The 17,664-nt window shown below is 69.9% G+C and carries 18 protein-coding genes; 7 read left to right on the forward strand and 11 right to left on the reverse strand.

Annotation, left to right across the window (positions count from 1 at the left end; genetic code table 11):
• Positions 1–104 precede the first annotated feature (104 nt).
• Both RBR11_RS14205 and RBR11_RS14210 read left to right on the forward strand, forming a co-directional pair.
• Positions 105–815, forward strand: coding sequence for a hypothetical protein (locus RBR11_RS14205; protein WP_308490024.1), 711 nt, complete (start codon positions 105–107; stop codon positions 813–815).
• A 107-nt stretch (positions 816–922) separates the two neighbouring features.
• On the forward strand, positions 923–1,399 hold the full coding sequence (locus tag RBR11_RS14210) for a hypothetical protein (protein WP_308490025.1): 477 nt from the start codon (positions 923–925) through the stop codon (positions 1,397–1,399).
• Positions 1,400–1,476: 77 nt separating this feature from the next.
• Here RBR11_RS14210 and RBR11_RS14215 read toward each other — a convergent pair whose 3' ends face one another.
• The 3 genes from RBR11_RS14215 to RBR11_RS14225 form a co-directional block, all read right to left on the reverse strand.
• On the reverse strand, positions 1,477–2,247 hold the full coding sequence (locus tag RBR11_RS14215; RefSeq protein ID WP_308490027.1) for a Fic family protein: 771 nt from the start codon (positions 2,245–2,247) through the stop codon (positions 1,477–1,479).
• Between the two features lie 136 nt (positions 2,248–2,383).
• The gene (locus RBR11_RS14220; RefSeq protein ID WP_308490028.1) at positions 2,384–4,225 is read right to left on the reverse strand and encodes an ABC1 kinase family protein; all 1,842 of its coding nucleotides are present in this window, start codon (positions 4,223–4,225) and stop codon (positions 2,384–2,386) included.
• Complete coding sequence (locus RBR11_RS14225; RefSeq protein WP_308490029.1) at positions 4,225–4,821, reverse strand: PadR family transcriptional regulator; 597 nt, start codon at positions 4,819–4,821, stop codon at positions 4,225–4,227. The genes RBR11_RS14220 and RBR11_RS14225 overlap by 1 nt, the downstream gene beginning before the upstream one ends.
• A 277-nt stretch (positions 4,822–5,098) precedes the next feature.
• Here RBR11_RS14225 and RBR11_RS14230 point away from each other — a divergent pair, with 277 nt between their 5' ends.
• From RBR11_RS14230 to RBR11_RS14245, 4 genes are all read left to right on the forward strand, one after another.
• Positions 5,099–6,487, forward strand: a complete 1,389-nt coding sequence (locus tag RBR11_RS14230; protein ID WP_308490030.1) for an APC family permease — start codon at positions 5,099–5,101, stop codon at positions 6,485–6,487.
• Between the two features lie 20 nt (positions 6,488–6,507).
• The gene (locus tag RBR11_RS14235; RefSeq protein ID WP_308490031.1) at positions 6,508–7,563 is read left to right on the forward strand and encodes an amidohydrolase family protein; all 1,056 of its coding nucleotides are present in this window, start codon (positions 6,508–6,510) and stop codon (positions 7,561–7,563) included.
• Between the two features lie 53 nt (positions 7,564–7,616).
• Positions 7,617–8,342 carry a ribonuclease H family protein gene (locus RBR11_RS14240; protein WP_308490032.1) on the forward strand — a complete coding sequence of 242 codons (726 nt, stop codon included), beginning with the start codon at positions 7,617–7,619 and terminating at the stop codon, positions 8,340–8,342.
• 281 nt (positions 8,343–8,623) lie between these two features.
• Positions 8,624–10,135, forward strand: a complete 1,512-nt coding sequence (locus RBR11_RS14245) for an NCS1 family nucleobase:cation symporter-1 (protein ID WP_308490033.1) — start codon at positions 8,624–8,626, stop codon at positions 10,133–10,135.
• 141 nt (positions 10,136–10,276) lie between these two features.
• Here RBR11_RS14245 and RBR11_RS14250 read toward each other — a convergent pair whose 3' ends face one another.
• Positions 10,277–11,704, reverse strand: a complete 1,428-nt coding sequence (locus RBR11_RS14250; RefSeq protein ID WP_308490034.1) for an amidohydrolase family protein — start codon at positions 11,702–11,704, stop codon at positions 10,277–10,279.
• Positions 11,705–11,777: 73 nt separating this feature from the next.
• A complete protein-coding gene (locus RBR11_RS14255; protein ID WP_308490035.1) occupies positions 11,778–12,500 on the reverse strand; it encodes a GntR family transcriptional regulator in 723 nt (240 codons plus the stop codon).
• Positions 12,501–12,640: 140 nt separating this feature from the next.
• Here RBR11_RS14255 and RBR11_RS14260 point away from each other — a divergent pair, with 140 nt between their 5' ends.
• Positions 12,641–13,021, forward strand: a complete 381-nt coding sequence (locus tag RBR11_RS14260; RefSeq protein ID WP_308490036.1) for an allophanate hydrolase-related protein — start codon at positions 12,641–12,643, stop codon at positions 13,019–13,021.
• A 246-nt stretch (positions 13,022–13,267) separates the two neighbouring features.
• Here RBR11_RS14260 and panB read toward each other — a convergent pair whose 3' ends face one another.
• The 6 genes from panB to RBR11_RS14290 all read right to left on the reverse strand — a co-directional run bounded on the left by panB (position 13,268) and on the right by RBR11_RS14290 (position 17,664).
• Entirely contained in the window at positions 13,268–14,134 is an 867-nt protein-coding gene (gene panB, locus RBR11_RS14265; protein WP_308490037.1) for a 3-methyl-2-oxobutanoate hydroxymethyltransferase, read from the reverse strand.
• Positions 14,131–14,523, reverse strand: coding sequence for an aspartate 1-decarboxylase (panD, locus tag RBR11_RS14270; RefSeq protein WP_308490038.1), 393 nt, complete (start codon positions 14,521–14,523; stop codon positions 14,131–14,133). Before panD ends, panB begins: the two co-directional genes overlap by 4 nt.
• Positions 14,523–15,374, reverse strand: a complete 852-nt coding sequence (panC, locus tag RBR11_RS14275; protein WP_308490039.1) for a pantoate--beta-alanine ligase — start codon at positions 15,372–15,374, stop codon at positions 14,523–14,525. The genes panD and panC overlap by 1 nt, the downstream gene beginning before the upstream one ends.
• Positions 15,371–16,123 (reverse strand): Rossmann-like and DUF2520 domain-containing protein, encoded by a 753-nt coding sequence (locus RBR11_RS14280; protein ID WP_308490040.1) that lies wholly within the window; start codon positions 16,121–16,123, stop codon positions 15,371–15,373. Before RBR11_RS14280 ends, panC begins: the two co-directional genes overlap by 4 nt.
• Positions 16,124–16,285: 162 nt before the next feature.
• Positions 16,286–17,107: a hypothetical protein gene (locus RBR11_RS14285; RefSeq protein ID WP_308490041.1), complete on the reverse strand. Its 822-nt coding sequence runs from the start codon at positions 17,105–17,107 to the stop codon at positions 16,286–16,288.
• A gap of 17 nt (positions 17,108–17,124) precedes the next feature.
• Entirely contained in the window at positions 17,125–17,664 is a 540-nt protein-coding gene (locus RBR11_RS14290) for a hypothetical protein (protein WP_308490042.1), read from the reverse strand.

The raw sequence follows: 17,664 nt of genomic DNA on the forward strand, positions 1-17,664 counted from the left end.
CTTACCGACGTCCGCCCACCACGATTCCGCGGGTAAGAACGCCCGGGCCACCGACACGGAACGGGTATGGGAGCGACCCGCCCCCGCCGAGGAAGGCAGGAACCATGAACACCACCATCGCGCGAATGCGCACCGTCACCACCGCGACGCTCGCGGGCTTCGTCCTGGTCGCCGCGCTCGCGCTGACCGGATGCAGCACCTCCGCGGCGTCCGCGGCCCACGCCGACACCGGCGCCGGCGCGGCAGCCCCGATGCACATGGCGAACGGCAGCTCGATCGACAAGCAGATCGAGCTCTACACGACCATGTCCAACCTGTGGGCCCAGCACATGGAATGGACCTACGCCACCGTCGTCGCCTTCGCCCAGGGTTCGCCGGGCCTGACGGCGACCCTGGACCGGCTGCTGCAGAACCAGACCGACATCGGCAACGCCGTCGGGTCGTTCTACGGCACCGCCGCCGGGGACCAGCTGACCGCACTGCTGAAGACCCACATCGAGGATGCCGTCCCGGTGCTCACCGCGGCCAAGGCCGGCGACACGGCCGCGCTCAACACGGCCGTCGCGGCTTGGTACGCGAACGCGAAGCAGATCGGCGACTTCCTCGCCGCGGCCAACCCGCACTGGGGGAAGGCCGACATGGAGGACATGATGCAGACCCACATCACTCAGACCCTCGCATACGCGTCCGACCTGCTGCACGGTGACTATGCCAAGGCCATCGTGGACTACGGAACCGCCGAGACCCACATGCAGCAGATGGCCACCATGCTCAGCGCCGGCCTGATCAAGCAGTTCCCGAAGAAGTTCGACTGACCGACCCCCGTGTCCCGGCCTCGCGAAGGCCGGGACACGCAATCCGCGTTCCCGACGGGATCCCGGATCCGGTGGACGCACCGCGCGCGCCGACCTACCCTGAGCGCATGGACGCGAACGCCGACCCGCACGTCATCGCCGCAGATCTGCTGCCCACGCCGTTCTCGGCGGCGGAGATCCGCGACGAGCTGCGGGGCGGCGCGCTGTTCCGGATCCGGGTCGAAGCCGCGGACGGATCCGTCACCGAGCGGATCAACCGCCTGATCGACGGCGACGACGAGGGCATCACGACGGAGAGCTGGACCGCAGACGCGGAGCCGACCCGGCGACGCAGCACGTGGCGCGAGCTGCAGGAGCACGCGGCCTTCCCCGCCGCCCTCGCGCGGCGCAGCATCGAGGTGCTCGAGCATCCGCTCGGGCGCGCGGAACTGATCCGCTACGACGTGGCGGATCCGGACGGCGACGAGGTGTTCTGGTTCTCGCCCGCGCATCCGGGGATGCCGGTGCGCTACGAGATCTCGACCGCCGACGGCGTGATGCGCACGACCGTGGTCGAGATCACCCGCGACGCGGATCGGGGCTGAGCGGCGGCGTCAGCGCGGCCCGCGGCCGCGGAACCCGGCGAACAGGGCGTGCAGCAGCTGTAGCCCCGACACGCTCATCAGAACAGCGAGTCGCTGGACCGCTCGTCGACCTCCTCGTCCGACGCAAGAATCTGCATGAGGCGAACGTTGATGAACAGTCTTTCGCGCCCGACCTTCACATCGAACAGCGCCTCACGTTCGACAAGAGAGTTCAGCCAGGACGTGGCGGTGGGTCGCGACACTCCGCATCGCTCGACGACCTTGTTGATTCGCGCGTAGGGGTTCTCGAAGAGCGCGTCGAGGAGATCCGCGTTGCTGCCCGCCGTCGTGTGGGCCTTGATCTCCGCCCGAACGACTTCCTGGAGTTCCTGGATCCGATCGATCTTGCGAAGCGTCTTCGCGGCGGTTTCATGGATGCCGCGGAGCACGAACCGGATCCAGCTCTCCCACGCACCATCGGCCGTCACTCCCAGAAGGAGTCGGTAGTACTCGTCCTTGTTCTGGATGATGAAGCGAGACAGATAGAGGATGGGGGCGTTCAGGAGTCCAGCCTCGACGAGCTGAAGGATGTTGAGGATTCGGCCGGTGCGCCCATTACCGTCCTCGAAGGGATGGATGGCCTCGAACTGGTAGTGGGCGATCGCCATCACGACGAGCGGGTCGATGTCCGCCGTCGTGTGAACGAATTCCGCCCAGTTCCCCAGCTTCCCGGGGATGACCGCCTCCCCGGTCGGCGGAGTGTAGATCGGCGCCCGGGTCCGGGGGTTTCCGATATATGTCCCAGGGAGCTTGCGCACCCCGATCTCACGACTATGGATGTTCGTGCACACATCGATGGCCGCGTTCACCGAGATTGGACGCCTCGCGATCGCATCCATGCCCGCGAACAACGCAGTCCGGTAGCGAAGCGTCAAACATGTAAAAGATCAGCCAGATTTTTTACATGTTTTCCGGACCTGGCAATCGGGTTGGCATGTGACAAGGTCAGCCGCGGCCGCGGAAGAACCCGGCGAACAGGGCGTGCAGCAGCGGCAGCCCCGACACGCTCATCAGGACCGTGCCGAGCACGGGGTTCGGGGTGAGCACGATCGCGCCGGCGATCAGCAGACCCGCGAACAGCAGGCCGGAGACGCCGCGGCGGATCAGCGCGTCCAGCCGGTCGAACCGCCGCTCGAGCCGGGACGTGTCGAACGTCACCGACCCCTCGTCGACCCGGCCGATGATGTCGTCGATCCGCTTCGGCAGCCGCCACGCGATGCCCGCGGTCGACACGGCCTGCCGGGCCAAGTCCTGCAGCAGGTTCCCGGTCTCGTCGCGGAGCAGGCGGGTCGCGTACGGCTCCACGGACTCCCAGATGTTGAACTGCGGATCCAGCCCGCTGCACATCCCGGACGTGAGCGAGACCGCGCGCATCAGCAGCAGGAGGCCCTCGGGCAGCTGCACCGGCAGCGAGCGCACCATGTCGCCGAACTCGCTCGCGAAGTCGTGGAACTCGCGCGGATCCACGTCCCGCAGCTCGGCGAAGCCCATGCCGCCGAACCGGGCGAAGATCGCGGTCATCGCCCGCTCGAGCTCGCGGGTGTCGGCGGAGGGGAGCAGGACGCCGATCTCCTTCGCCGCGGCGATGAGACCGCGCCCGTCCCGGGACGCCACGGCGATGAACAGGGTGCGCAGGCCGTGCCGGATCTCGTCCGGCACCTCGGCCATCATCCCGAAGTCGACGAAGGTGAGCCGCCAGGCCGGCTGCCCGGTCGCTGAGCCCGTCGAAGCGCCGCCCACCCGCGGCGTCACGAAGATGTTGCCCGGGTGCGGATCCGCGTGCACGAAGCCGTGCGTGAACAGCTGATCGAACATGACCTCGGCGAACACCCGCGCGACCTCGGCGGGGTCGATGCCGGCGGCGCGCAGGGCGTCGGTGTCGTTGATCTTGATCGCGGAGACGTCCGAGAGCGTGAGCACCCGGCGCGTCGTGCGCTCCCAGGCGACGGACGGGGAGTCGACGCGCGGATCCGCCGCGAAGTTCTCGGCGAACCGGTCGGCGGCGGCTGCCTCGTGCAGGTAGTCGATCTCCTCGAAGCTGGTCTGCGCGAACTCCTCGACGAGGGCGGGCGCGTCGACGCGGGAGGCCACGAACCGGATCCGGCGCAGCCACTGCGCGACCCGCCGGAGCGCGGCGAGGTCGGTCGCGACGACCTGGTCGATCCCCGGCCGCTGCACCTTGACGACGACCTCCTCGAAGCCGGCGTCGGCGGCGTCGAGCGCGGAGAGCCGGGCACGGTGCGCCTGACCGAGCGAGGCCGCCGCGACCGGCGTCTCATCGAACCACGCGAACGCGCGCTGCAGCGGCACGCCCAGCTCGGCCTCGGCGAGGGCGCAGATCTCCGGGTACGGCACCGCCGGGACTTCGTCCTGCAGCCCCGCCAGTTCGCCGGTGATCTCGGGCGGCAGCACGTCCATGCGCGACGACATGAACTGGCCGACCTTGATCATCAGCCCGCCGAGTTCGACCGCGAGCACGTGGAACCGGCGCGCGAGCGTGCGCATCCGGCCCTCCCTGGTCCGCTCGGCCGTCCCGGCGAACCCGATCCGCGGCAGGGCGATCTCGAACCACCACGTCTGCACGAGCACGCGGGCGGCGAACGCGAGGATCCGCCGGTACCGCGCCCGCAGGGCGGCGTCGGGCGCCCCGGGCGCCGGCGCGACTTCCGCCCGTGCCGGACCCTGGTTCGCGCGCTGCGCGCCCGGGCTCACCGGATCCGAGCCCTGCGGCTCCTGCACGGACGCGCCGTCTACGACGCTCTGCTCACCCGCCTCGCCGTCCACCATCAGTCGGCGAGGATCGCGTACAGCCTGCGCCGAGCCTCGTCGAGCACCTCGATCGCCTGCTGGATCTGCTCCGGCGTGCCGGTGCGCGCGACCTGCGCGACGGCTCCGGCCAGGTCGACGCCCGCCTTCGGCAGCGCGCCGAACGGCATTCCGGCGCCGGCGCGGGCTCCGGGGCCCTCCCACGGCGCGGGCTTGTCCGCCTCGTCGGCGACCTCGCGGCCGGCCTCGGTGAGCGAGTACGTCTTGCGCCCGCCCTGCTCGGCGGCCTCGATGAGACCCTCGTCAGCGAGCAGCTGCAAGGTCGGATAGACGGATCCGGCGCTCGGCTTCCAGGCGCCGCCGCTGCGCTCCTCGATCTCCTGGATGATCTGGTAGCCGTGCATGGGCCGCTCGGCGAGCAGCGCGAGCACCGCCGCGCGCACGTCGCCGCGCGCCATCCGCGGGGTTCCGCCGCGGTGCTCGAACGAGGCGCGCAGCTGTTCCATGGCCTCCCACAGCCCGGCACCCGGACCCGCGCCCGGCCGTCCGCCGAACCCGTGTCCTCCGTGCCCGAACCCCGGTCCGCCGAATCCCCGCGGTGAGTACGTGCCGTTCATGGTGACCTCCTCGTGGTCGGCTCGATCCCCTCGAGCGATGTTTAACGATATGTCGTTATGTATCGGAAGGGAAGAGCCCCGGCGGATCCAGCCGGGGTCGGATCCGGACCCATGCGGACCCACGCGGATCCATCCAGGAATTTGGTATCCAAATCTTCCTTCGAGATCACGGACATCCCCGATATATCCGGACCGATTCGACCCGTTTCAGCCCAGTGGTATACCATTGCCTGTTGGCCCTGCGCCTGGGGTCGTCCCCGCACAAAGGAATCGGCGAATGACCGCACCCGCACCGTCCCTCGAGCTGGACGATCGTCCGCGCACCCTCAAGCGCGAGCTCGGCCTGCCCGCGCTCATCGCCTACGGCCTCACGTCGATGGGCGTGCTGTCGGTGGTGTCGGTCTATGGCCCCGCCACCCAGATCAGCGACGGCCACCTTCCCGCCGCCTACGTGGCGGCGATCGTCATCATGCTGTTCACCGCGCACAGCTACGGGCGCATGGCCGCGCACGTGCCGATCACCGGCGGCGCGTACGCGTACGTCACGCGCGGGTTCGGTCCGGCGACGGGCTTCCTCACCGGCTGGGTCATGCTGCTCGACTACCTGTTCCTGCCGATGGTGAACTTCCTCCTGTTCGGCCTTTACTTCAACAGCCTGTTCACGTCGGTGCCGTCGTGGGTCGGCACGCTGCTCTGCATCCTCGTCGTGACCGTGTTCAGCATCATCGGGGTGAACTGGATCAAGCGGATGAACTCCGTGGTGATCGTCGCGTCTGTGCTGGTGATCGTCGCGTTCCTCGTGCTCGCCGTGATGAACGCGCCGCACGTCGACGTGGCGGCGATCGCGAAGCCGCTCTCCCTCGGCGACGGCGGCCTGCTGCCCATCCTCGCGGCCGCGGCGATCGTCGCGTTCGCCTTCCTCGGCTTCGACGGCGTCGCGACCCTCTCCGAGGAGACGAAGGATCCGCGCCGCAAGGTCCCGAAGGGCATCGTGCTCGCGACCCTGTTCGCCGGCCTCGGCTACCTCGCGTTCGCGATCGCCGGCAGCCTCATCGCCCCGGACTGGACGAAGCTCCAGAACCTCGACGCCGCAGGGACCGAACTCATGCAGCACGCGGGCGGCGACGTGCTCATGGTGATCTTCGTGATCGTGAACACCGCCGGCATCGTGCTGTGCGGCACCGCGGCCCAGATGAGCGTCAGCCGCGTGCTGTTCGCGATGGGCCGGGACGGGATCCTGCCTCCCGTGCTCGCCCGCCTGCACCGCCGCTTCCGCACGCCCTACGTCGCCGCGCTGCTCGTGTCGGCGATCGCGCTCGTCGCGCTCTTCATCACGCTCGACCAGGCCGTGTACATGATCAACTTCGGCGCCCTCATCGCCTTCGCGATGGTGAACCTCGCCACGATCAAGGTGCTCTTCTTCGACATGCGGCTGCGCCGCGGCTGGGGGCTCGTCCGCCACCTGCTCATGCCGATCGTCGGGTTCGTGTCGATCGCCTGGCTGTGGACCTCGCTCGCGCCGTTCACCTACGTGCTCGGCGGCACCTGGCTGGCCATCGGCGTGGTCATCTACCTCGTGCGCCGCAAGCGCAACGGCGGGCCGCTCGCGCTGCAGATCGACGACGCCAGCACCGAGGCGATGCCGACGCTGCAGTACCAGGACTGACCCCGCCGAGAGGATCCCTCATGACCGCGACCGCCTCCGCACCGCTGCTGCGCACCCCGGGCCTCGTCGACGCCCACATCCACCCGGACAAGTCGTCGTGGACGCTGCCGTGGCTCTCGCGCGACCCGGCCGGCACCCTGTCGGAGCTGATCGAGAACGACCGCGCCGTGCAGGCCGGATACGCCGTGAGCGTGGAGGAGCGCGCCCACGCGCTGCTCTCCCGCGCGCTCGCGCACGGCACGCTCGCGATGCGCGCGCACGTCGACGTGTCGAGCGAGCTCGGCACCGCGAACGTCGAGGGCGTACGGGCCGCGGCGGAGCGTCTGCCCGACCTGACCGTGCAGATCGTCGCGTTCCCGCAGTTCGGCCTTCTCACCAACCCGGGCACGCTCGACGCGATGGCCGCCGCGCTCGAATCCGGTGCGGATCTCGTCGGCGGGATCGATCCGGGCGGCCTCGAGGGCGATCTGCACGGGCACCTCGACGCGGTGTTCGGCCTGGCGGATCGCGCCGGGCGCGACATCGACATCCATCTGCACGACGGCGGCGAGGACGGTCTGGCCCAGATCCGCGAGATCGCCCGCCGCACGATCGCCGGCGGCCGCCAGGGCCGGGTGACGATCGGGCACGCCTTCGCGCTCGGCGATGCGATGCTGCCGAGCCTCGGCGCCACGCTCGACCTCGTGGCCGAGGCCGGTGTGTGGATCACGACATGCGCGCTCGGCGCCGATCCGATCCCCGACCTCGACCGGCTGGAGCGGCACGGCGTGCGCGTCGCCCTCGGATCCGACGGGGTGCGCGACTCGTGGACCCCGTTCGGCACCGGCAGCATGCTCGACCGCGCCCACCTGCTCGCGTACCGCACCGACGCCAGGACCGACGCCGAGCTCGAGCGCGCCTTCCGCATCGCCACCGTGCACGGGGGCGAGCTGCTGGGTCGCCCCGAGATCGCCGATTGGACGTCCGAGAGCGAGACGCGTCTGGAGTTCGCCGCGGAGAGCCTCGCACAGCTCGTCGTGGATCGGCCCGCCCCGCAGCGCGTGCTCGTCGGCGGCCGGGAAGTGGCGGCGCGCTGACCCGGCCCGGCGGCGCGCCCGAGCGTGTCCCCGCCACGGCTTACGGTGGAGGGATGACGATCACGGCCGCGGCAGACGGATCCGCCCTGGGCAACCCCGGGCCCAACGGCTGGGCCTGGTACATCGACGACAAGCGGTGGGCGGCCGGCGGATCCCCGCACGGCACGAACAACCAGGGCGAGCTGCGTGCGGTACTCGAACTGCTGCAGGCCACGACCGGCATCGACGAACCGCTCGTGATCGAGTGCGACAGCCGGTACGTGATCGACTCCGTGACCAAATGGATGCCGGGCTGGAAGCGCCGCGGCTGGCGCAAGTCCGACGGCGGTCCGGTGCTCAACCGCGACCTGCTCGAGGGCATCGACGAGGCCCTGCGCGGCCGTGACGTGTCGTTCACCTGGGTCAAGGGGCACGCCGGCCACCCGCTGAACGAGGCCGCGGACGCGCGCGCGAACGCCGCGGCGACCGCGTACCAGAAGAAGCAGGAGCCGGAACGGGGGCCCGGTTTCACCGCGGCGCCTGCTCCCGCGCCCGCCCCGGAGCCGCCCGCGCCCGCGCGCCGCGAGGCCGTGGCCCTCCCCGTGGTCGCGTCGTCGGCCGTGCCGGCACCGGCGCTCTGGGCCGAGGCGTCCGACCTGCTCGACGGCCTCGACGCCCCGGCGGCTACGACCGGGATCGCGCTGACCGTCGCCCTCTCGCCGGCCGAGCACGCGCGCCTGCGCGACCGCGCGGACGCGCAGGGCATCAGCCTCGAGGAAGCCCTGCGCCGGCTGATCTGACCCCCGACCGCGCCGGATCCGCGCACATCCACGGAGATGTGCAGAAACCTCGGACGGATCCGCCGCCGAATCCGTCCGAGGTTCGTGTACATCTCCGGACGGGGCGCGCGCACGAGGATCGGGATCCCGCCCGCCCCTGCGCTCGAGGGCCTCGTCGTCGACTCATTCCCGGGAATGCCTTGACCGATTCTTTGGGATCCCATAACTTGGATTCCGCACATTCGCATTGTCGCGAAGGACGTCCCCCTCGTCTGCGCGGCACCCGATGCAAAGGACAGACGATGACGTCTCACCCCCGTCCCGAAGCGGTCGCCGACGCTCCGCACACGCGGTACAGCACGCGGCTCTACAACGCCGACATCGCCCCGCGCGGCGACGACGGCCACTGGCGCACCTGGGATCTCTTCGCCTGGTGGATGTCGGCATGGCACAGCCTCGGCAACTACACCGCCGCGGTCGGGCTCCTCGTCCTCGGTCTCATGGGGTGGCAGCTCGCCCTCGGCCTGTGCCTCGGCGTCTACATCATCTACGTCGCGAGCAACGTGATGGGCACCGCGGGCCAGAAGGTCGGCGTGCCGTTCCCGGTGTTCGCGCGCGCGAGCTTCGGCGTGTTCGGATCCAACATCCCCGCCCTGCTCCGCGCGATCGTGGCGGTCGCCTGGTACGGCATCCAGACCTACCTCGCCTCGGTCGTGGTCATGGTGCTCGTGCTGAAGATCTGGCCGGCGGCCGAGGCGCTCACCAAGCCGAACTTCCTCGGCCTGTCCGAGCTCGGCTGGTTCTGCTTCCTGGGCATGTGGGTCGTGCAGCTCGCGGTGCTCTACCGCGGCATGGAGACGGTCCGCAAGCTCTCCGACTTCGCCGGACCCACCATCTGGGTCGGCATGTTCGCGCTCGCGATCTGGACGCTCGGCCGGGCCGGCTGGAAGCTGAACTGGAACTACCACATCGGCGCCGCACCGCTCGAGTTCTGGCCCGCGATCGGCGCGATCCTCGCCGCCGCGTTCCTGCTCGTGTCCGACCTGAGCGGCCCGATCCTGAACTTCGCCGACTTCACCCGGCTCTCGCCGAGCCGCAAGACGGTCATCAACGGCAACCGCCTCGGCCTGCTCGTGAACGGCATCGCGTTCTGCCTGGTCTCGGTCACCATCGCCCTGGCCGCGCTCGAGGTGTACGGCAAGGCGATCAACGACCCGACCGAGCTGCTCAAGGACATCGACAGCGTCACGATCCTGATCCTGTCTATCGTGCTCATCGCGATCGCGACGGCGGGCGCGAACGTCGTGCTGAACTTCGTGTCGCCCGCCTACGACTTCTCGAACGTGGCGCCGCACAAGATCAGCTTCCGCACGGGCGGCGTGATCACGGCGGTGCTGTCGATCGTGATCACCCCGTGGAACCTGTACTCCAACCCGGTCGTCGTCAACCTGTTCCTGGGCGGGATCGGGGCGCTGATGGGGCCGCTCGTCGGCATCATCGCCGCGGACTTCTACCTCATCCGCAAGACGATGGTGGATCAGCACGCGCTGTACAGCGACGACCCGAACGGCAAGTACTTCTACGGCCGCGGCACGAACATGAACTCGGTGATCGCGTTCGTGATCGCCGGTGGCGTGGCCCTGTGCATCGCGCTCGTTCCCGCGTTCTCGGCGATCAGCCCGTTCGCCTGGCCGATCGGCATCGTGCTCGGCGTCGCGGCCTGCCTGGTCGTGAACCGGATCCGTCCGAATCTGCAGGCCCGCACGGAGGACCTGCAGGCCCAGGCCGCCGAGACGGCCGCCGCGACCGAGTGACGCACGGACGATGAGAATGCCCCCGGGGATACCCCGGGGGCATTTCTTCTGCGCCGTGTCCGTCGCGCAGTGTCGCTCGCGTGGCTCGCGTGGCTCGCGTGGCTCGCGTGGCTCGCGTGGCTCGCGTGGCGCGCGGCGCGATCACCCCACGGGCACGCGCGCGGCGGGACGCGTCACGCCCGGGCGCTCCGAGAACGGCGCCTGACCCACGAACCGGCCTACCGGGCCCGGATCCGCGAACGCCCCCTCGTCGACGACGACGCGCCCGGCGCTGACGACGTAGCGCGCCCAGCCGCCGAGCTCCAGGCCCTCGAACGGCGTGAAGTCGCTGTCCTGGTGCAGGTCCTCGGCGTGCACGACGCGGCGCTCCTCCGGGTCGAACAGCACGAGGTCGGCGTCGAAGCCCACGGCGACGACGCCCTTGCGGTGCAGACCGTTCACCCGGGCCGGGGTCGCGGAGAACATCGCGACGAAGTCCTCGATCGGCTGCTCCTCCTGGATGACCATCGCCGTGTAGCCGGCGGCCATCCGGGTCTCGGCGCCGGGGAGACCGTGCGGCATGTGCCGCACGTCGTCGCTGTGCTCGCGCTTCTGCGCGAGGTCGTAGCTGGTGTGGTCGGAGGAGAGCGTGTCGACCAGGCCGCGGCGCACCCGCTCGCGCAGGCCCGCGACGTCCTCCGCGCTGCGCATCGGCGGGCAGCAGGCGAACATCTCCGGCGACGCCGAGGAGTACACCGAGTCGTCGCGCAGCAGGTAGTGCGGGCAGATCTCGGAGTAGGCGTGCATGCCGCGGGCGCGCGCGGCGGCGACCGCGTCGACGGCGTCGGGCGTGGACTGGTGCACGAAGTACACGGGGGATCCGGTGTACTCGGCGATCGCGAGGATCTCGCGCACCGAGGCGTCCTCGCTGATCCGCGGGCGGGACTCGTGGAGGTGCGCGATGCCCACCTGACCGCGGTCGGCGCACGCGGCGGTGCGGTCGACGATGATGCCGTCATGCTCGGAGTGGATGTAGGCGAGCCCGTCCAGCCGTGCCATCTCGTGCATCACCCGCACGATCGTGTCGTCGTCCGACATCGTCGAGCCGCGGTTGGTGGTGTACATCTTCACGGAGTGCACGCCGAGCTTCGCCATCTGCTCGAGCTGCGCCGAGGTGGTGTCGTCCCAGGTGATCACGGAACCGTGCAGGGCCACGTCGCAGCGGGCGCCGTTCTCGGAGATGAGCCGGATCTTGCGCTGCAGAGCGTCGATCGGCCGCTCGCTCGCATCGGCGGGGATCCCGAAGTCGAGGATCGTCGTGGTGCCGCCGCGCAGCGCCGCGGACGTCGTCGAGGCGTACGTGTCGAGGGAGCGATACTTCCCGGTGACCTGCTCGGCGTGGCAATGCCCGTCGACGCCGCCCGGGATCGCGATCAGCCCGGTGGCGTCGATCGTGCGCACTGCATCGGGCAGGGCCGTGTCGGGGGCGAGCAGGCCGGCGACCGTGCCGCCCTGGACGGCGATCGTGGCGTTCACGGCGCCGTCGGCGTTGACGATGGTCGCGCCCGTGATGAGGAGGTCGAAGATCATGGAGGACTCCGATCGGGGTCTGCGGACAGCGAGGATCAGCACCGATTTCTCGCGATTGGGATCCCAAGCGACGTTAGCTGACCGGGTCCCCCTGGTCAACGGTCTCGCCGGCCGACCCCGGCTCCGCATCCGTCCCCTCGTCGAAGAGCAGCTTCATCGTGGCGTTGCGGTACGCGAGCACGTGGGCACGGGCGAGGGTCGCGGCCCATTCGGCGTCGCCCGCCGTCACCGCCTCCGCGATGCGGGCGTGCTCGACGACGACGGAGTTCACGTCGGCGACCTGACGGAACAGCCAGTGCAGCCGGCCGAGGATCGGCTCGAGCATGTGCTCCAGCGCCTCGTTGCCGCTCAGCGCGATGAGCTCGTCGTGGAAACGGGCGTTCGCGGCGTGCGCCGCCTCGATGTCGCCGTCGCGCACCGCCGCCTGCGCCTCGGCGATGGTCGCGTCGAGATGGTGCTCGGCGCCCTCCGCGACGCGCAGCGCGGCCTCGCGCGTGGCCACGGACTCGAGCGCCTCGCGGATCATGTAGAGGTCCAGCACCTGGCGCTTGCTGAGCGACGTGACGATGAGACCGCGCGAGGCGAGGGACTCGACGATCCCCTCGCGCTGCAGCACCCGCAGCGCCTCGCGCACCGGGTGCCGGGAGACGCCGAAGCTCTCCGCGAGGTCGCGCTCGACGAGCCGCTCCCCCGCCGGGAGGCGCCCGTCGAAGATCCGCGCGCGGATCTCGTCCGCCACGATGTCGCGCATCGGCACCTGGTGCTGATACAGCCTCTCCGACGCGTTCTTCGCCATCGCCACCTCCCCGGGTTCCGCTCCAGAATATCCGCGCGCCACGACTCGGAGCGTTGACACCAATTTGGGATCCCGTTATCGTCGCTGGACGACGGGAACCCCGTCAGAGACGTGTCCGCAGCCGGAGGAAGGTGAACGCCGTGAAGGTCAGAATGTTCGTGAACGGGCAGGCGATGTCGGGCGGATCGCTCAACGACGCCCTCGCCGAGGCGGAGCTCGTCGGTCGCCGGCGCACCGCGGCCCGGTACCGGTTCTTCAGTGTGCGGGACGAGTTCCCGGCGCTGTACCCCGTGGAGACCGGCGGTGCGCAGATCTCGGGCGAGATCTACGAGGTGGAGGACGCGATCCTGCGCGACAAGCTGCTGCCCCGCGAGCCGAAGGAGCTGGAGCTGACCATCATCGAGATGGATGACGGCACCGGATCCCTCTGCATGCGCCTGCGCGAGGAGTGGCTCGGCCACGAGGACCTCACCGACATCAGCGAGATCGGTGACTGGAGGCTCGTGCGCGCGAACGCCTGAGTGAGGCGAGACGCATCCCGCGGTTCGGATGAACCTCGGGGGCGCGGGCTCGTCGTTTTCGGCCTTCGAAGGCGGCGCGGATCCGGTGCACAGCGTCGGAGATGTTCCGGAACTTCGGACGGATCGGCGAATTCGGTCCGACGTTCGCGTACAAGTCCGCGCGAAGCGCACGACAGCATGAGGGCGATCCGGGCGACGGGCATGAGGACCCGGCACCGGCCGGATCCCGACCCTCGGTCCTGCCCGTCAGCGCCCGGCGAGCAGCTCTCGCAGCCGCGCGGCCTCGTCCGCCGGCATTGCGTAGCCGTGCTCCGGGGCGGGGTACGCCCCCGACCGCACCTCGTCGGCGTAGGCGGCGACGCCGTCGATCATGGCGCTGCGCAGCTCGGCGTAGCGCTTGACGAACTTCGCGGCGCCGCCGTCGTAGATCCCGAGCAGGTCGTGGAACACGAGCACCTGCCCGTCGGTCGCGGAGCCCGCGCCGATCCCGATCACCGGAATCTCGAGCAGCGGCATGAGCGCGGCGGTGACCTCGCTCGGCACCGCCTCGACGACGAGCAGCGCGCAGCCGGCGTCCTGCAGGGCAAGGGCGCTGTCGATCACGGCGAGCGCGGCCTCGGCGGTGCGGCCCTGGGCGCGGTAGCCGCCGAGCGAGGTCGCGGTCTGCGGGGTGAGGCCGACGTGCCCGACGACGGGGATCCCCGCCGCGACGAGGGCCCGGGCGCGGTCGACGGAGGTGCCGCCGCGCTCGATCTTGACGAGGTCGCAGCCGGTCTCCTTGACGAAGCGCTGGGCGGTGGCGATCGCGTCGGCGTCGGAGGCCTCGTACGACCCGAACGGCAGGTCGGCGACGAGCAGCGGACGGGTCAGCCCGCGCCGCACGGCCTTGGTGAGCATGATCATCTCGTCGACCGTGACCGGCACGGTGCTGTCGTAGCCGAGCACGGTCATCGCGGCCGAGTCGCCGACGAGCACCATGTCGACGTCGGCGGCCTCGGCGACCTGCGCGCCGGGGTAGTCGTAGGCGGTGACCATGACGATCGGCTCGCCGGCGGCCTTCTTCGCGGCGAGGTCGCCGAGCGCGATCGGGCGGCCCGGGGCGTACGCGCTCATGCGCCCGCCTCGGTGAGCAGCTTGTCGACCTCGGCGTCGACCTGGATGATCCCGTTCGCCCGGTCGACGTGCACGACGGTCGGCACGTAGTCGGCGAGGTCCTCGCGCGAGTAGTCGGCGTAGGAGATGACGATGATCGTGTCGCCGGTGTGCACGAGGCGGGCGGCGGCGCCGTTGACCTGGATGATGCCGGATCCGCGCTCCCCGGCGATCGTGTACGTCTCGAAGCGCGATCCGTTGTCGACGTCGACGATGTGCACCTGCTCGTGCGGCAGGATGTCGGCGGCCTCGAGCAGGTCGAGGTCGACGGTGATGGATCCGACGTAGTGCAGATCGGATCCGGTGATCGTCGCGCGGTGGATCTTCGACTTCAGCATGGTGCGTCGCATCAGGCGCTCGCTCTCAGGAGGTGGTTGTCGATGAGTCGGGCGGCGCCGACCCGGGCCGCGACGGCGAGGAGTGCGTCGCGGTCGAGGCGGGTCACCGGGGTCAGGTCTTCGGCGTCGCGGAGTTCGAGGTACTCGGGGGCGATGCCCGCGTCCTCGAGGATCCGGGTCGCCGCGGCTTCGATGGCTGCGCCGTCGCGCTCGCCCTTGTCGACCGCGGCCTCCGCCGCGTCCAGCGCCCGGTTCAGCGCCGTGGCCTGCCGCCGGGCGGCGGGCTCGAGGTAGACGTTGCGCGAGCTCATCGCGAGCCCGTCGGCCTCGCGGACGATGGGGCAGGCCTCGATCCGCACGTCGAGGTTCAGGTCGCGCACGACCCGACGGACGACGAGCACCTGCTGCGCATCCTTCTGCCCGAAGTAGGCGACGTCGGGCGCGACGATCCCGAACAGCTTCGTGACGACGGTCGCGACGCCGTCGAAGTGGTGTGCGCCGCGGGCGGCGCCGTCGAGCACGTCGGTGATGCCGGCGACGTGGATGTTCGTGGCGAAGCCGTCGGGGTAGATCTCGGCGGGCTCGGGCGCGAAGAGGAGGTCGACGCCCTCTTGTTCCGCCAGGGTCGCGTCGCGCTCCTCGTCGCGAGGGTAGGAGCTGAGGTCCTCGTTGGGGCCGAACTGGGTCGGGTTGACGAAGAGGGAGACGACGACGAGGTCGTTGTTCCTCCGGGCCTCGCGCATGAGGCTGAGGTGGCCCTCGTGGAAGGCGCCCATGGTCGGGACGAGGCCGACGGACTGGTCGTTGCGCTTCGCCTCGCGCACGGCGGCACGGATCTCGGCGATCGTGCGGACGATCCTCATGCGGGGTTCTCCGTTCTGGCGGCGAGCGCCCGGGTGCTGTCGCACAGCTCGTCGAAGAGGGGGATCAGGTCGGGATCGTCGTCGGCGATCGCGGCTCGCTGGCGGGCGACGGTCTCTTCGTCGCCGCGGGCGATCGGCCCGGTGAGCGCTTCCGCGGCGCCGCGGTCGACCCAGTTCTCGACGGTCTGCCGCACGAGCGGCGCAAGGAGCTCGCGCGCCTCGTCGGGGTGGATCCCGGCGGATCCGGCGACCTGCTCGGCCGCATCGAGCACCGCGAGAAGCAGGTTCGAGGCGATCGACGCCGACGCGTGGTACGCCCGGCGCTGCCGCCCGTGGACACGGAACGGTAGCGCCCCGAGCGCCCTCGCGAGCTGCTCGGCCATGTCGAGCGCGTCGATGTCGCGCCCGTCGATCGCGGCGCCGATGCCGTGGAAGACGGTCGCCGGCTCGGATCCGGTGAAGGTCTGCAGCGGGTGGACGCTGAAGTCGACGTCGTCGAGGCCCGTCGCTCCGGAGGCGTGGCCGATGAGGCGGGCGTGGGGGCGGGCTACGTCTGCGGCACCGGGAATCGCGGCGTCGGGGACGGCGAGGAGTGCGACGTCGGCGTCGGGGATGCTCTCACCGCGACGGATCGGGCCTGTCACGTCGAGCCCGGCCTCTTCGAGGGCGCGTGCGAGCACGGTGCCGAGGCGTCCCGCGCCGATGACGGCGACGCTCGTTCCAGGGGGCAGGAGGGGTGCGGAGTTCATTGTTGGACCCAGGCCGAGTTCGGGCGGCGAGGTTGGGTCGAGTATCCGCCTCCGAGGGGATCCAGTCCAAATCGCGGATCAAAATGGAAAGGATGCTGTGCTATATATTGCGCACTATACGCGTGCGTAGCCTACTTATCTGTGCAATTCGATCTAGCGGACTCAGCAGCCGGCGGCGCCCGGCCGCTCGCCGCAGGTGTTCTGGACGAGCGCGGTGCGGGCGGTGACGACGCGGATGGTCTGGCTGGCCGGCGGGCCGGCGAGGGTGCCCGAGATCGTCTGCCAACCTGCACCGAGATCGATGTCTGCGATGTAGGTCGTGGTCACCGTGGCCGTATAGGTGCCGGGCGCCTTGTATACGTGGCTCGTGTCCGTCGGGGTGAACTGCGGCTGGGCGGCGGTCCACGGGGTGCCGGGCGAGGGGCTCGTGCGCTTTTCGCCGTCGCCGTAGTCGAACAGGTGGGAGACCGCCGTGAATCGGACAGTGAGGGCACGGCCGAGGACCGAGCCGGGGACGCTCTCCGTGCGAGCCGTGCTGAGGAAGTTCGCGGGTAGCCCGACCACGGCGATATTGCTCGGCTCTGCACTGAGGGTCGCGCCAGTTGGAACGAAACGCGCGAGGTCGCTGATCGTGATGGTCCGGCCCGGGGCAGCAGCGGTTTCGAGCACAGTGTCATCGCGCATCGCACTGCAATCCAGATTCGCGTTGATCACTCGGCAATCGTCGATGCCATCATCGCGAGGCGGCGCGGGGGCTGGAGTCCGCTCGGTTGCGGTGCCACCGGAATCGTTGTCGTTGACGACACCTGCATTAGTGGTTCCACCTAGATCAGTGGTTTGGCTCCCACTCACCGTCAGATTCTTTCCGTCGGTGCTCGCATCAACTTTTGAACCCGAGGCCGCCGCATTCGGGTCATACTGCCCACCGTCGGGTTGCCCAGCGCCGATGAAGATCAACGACGCAAGCACTGGCACGACGGCCACGCTCCGAATCGCAAAGGTCAACAATGGTCCGCGGCCATCTGTGAGTCCGTGATTATTAGGGATCGCTTCTCTTGTGCGAACTCGATCGCGAGTTCAACCCTGGGCTTTCGGTCGGCTGGGGTGATGTCCTGACCACCAGCATTCAACAAGCGTGTTTCGGAGACGTCGATGCAGACCTTGCCACGGACAAGTGCCGTCGGAGGGCGCATCACCGAATCCACACCCTCAAAGCTCAACACGCGGGTATCACCGCTGACCGTGGTCCCCTCAGCTTTGCGATTGCGAACTGAGTTCGTGTCGAATTCCAGCGCCTTGCCTCCGAGGAGGTCCTGCGGCCGAGCTCCAGCATCACCCGCGTTGCGGGAGTTCAGCGCATCCACATACTCCCGGTACACCTGCTCCGCGGCCTTGAACGCATCCGCCTCGCTCGTGAACAGCGGGGTCGGAGACGGCTTCGGATCCGGGCCGGGGGTGCAGCCAGCGAGCGCGACGGCCACCGCGAGCAGACCGGCGGCAAGACCGGTACGGACAGCGGTGCGACGTGGCGAAGGGATCAC

It is taken from the genome of Microbacterium capsulatum, assembly GCF_030865425.1.
In the GTDB taxonomy this organism is placed as follows: domain Bacteria; phylum Actinomycetota; class Actinomycetes; order Actinomycetales; family Microbacteriaceae; genus Microbacterium; species Microbacterium capsulatum.

What these genes read in the sequence shown, in the direction of transcription:
- RBR11_RS14210 (WP_308490025.1), top strand. Translation starts at nt 923, where the DNA reads ATGGACGCGAACGCCGACCCGCACGTCATCGCCGCAGATCTGCTGCCC.
- RBR11_RS14240 (WP_308490032.1), top strand. Translation starts at nt 7,617, where the DNA reads ATGACGATCACGGCCGCGGCAGACGGATCCGCCCTGGGCAACCCCGGG.
- RBR11_RS14220 (WP_308490028.1), bottom strand. Translation starts at nt 4,225, where the DNA reads ATGGTGGACGGCGAGGCGGGTGAGCAGAGCGTCGTAGACGGCGCGTCC.
- RBR11_RS14250 (WP_308490034.1), bottom strand. Translation starts at nt 11,704, where the DNA reads ATGATCTTCGACCTCCTCATCACGGGCGCGACCATCGTCAACGCCGAC.
- RBR11_RS14280 (WP_308490040.1), bottom strand. Translation starts at nt 16,123, where the DNA reads ATGAACTCCGCACCCCTCCTGCCCCCTGGAACGAGCGTCGCCGTCATC.
- RBR11_RS14235 (WP_308490031.1), top strand. Translation starts at nt 6,508, where the DNA reads ATGACCGCGACCGCCTCCGCACCGCTGCTGCGCACCCCGGGCCTCGTC.
- RBR11_RS14225 (WP_308490029.1), bottom strand. Translation starts at nt 4,821, where the DNA reads ATGAACGGCACGTACTCACCGCGGGGATTCGGCGGACCGGGGTTCGGG.
- RBR11_RS14245 (WP_308490033.1), top strand. Translation starts at nt 8,624, where the DNA reads ATGACGTCTCACCCCCGTCCCGAAGCGGTCGCCGACGCTCCGCACACG.
- RBR11_RS14205 (WP_308490024.1), top strand. Translation starts at nt 105, where the DNA reads ATGAACACCACCATCGCGCGAATGCGCACCGTCACCACCGCGACGCTC.
- RBR11_RS14230 (WP_308490030.1), top strand. Translation starts at nt 5,099, where the DNA reads ATGACCGCACCCGCACCGTCCCTCGAGCTGGACGATCGTCCGCGCACC.
- RBR11_RS14255 (WP_308490035.1), bottom strand. Translation starts at nt 12,500, where the DNA reads ATGGCGAAGAACGCGTCGGAGAGGCTGTATCAGCACCAGGTGCCGATG.
- panD (WP_308490038.1), bottom strand. Translation starts at nt 14,523, where the DNA reads ATGCGACGCACCATGCTGAAGTCGAAGATCCACCGCGCGACGATCACC.
- panC (WP_308490039.1), bottom strand. Translation starts at nt 15,374, where the DNA reads ATGAGGATCGTCCGCACGATCGCCGAGATCCGTGCCGCCGTGCGCGAG.
- panB (WP_308490037.1), bottom strand. Translation starts at nt 14,134, where the DNA reads ATGAGCGCGTACGCCCCGGGCCGCCCGATCGCGCTCGGCGACCTCGCC.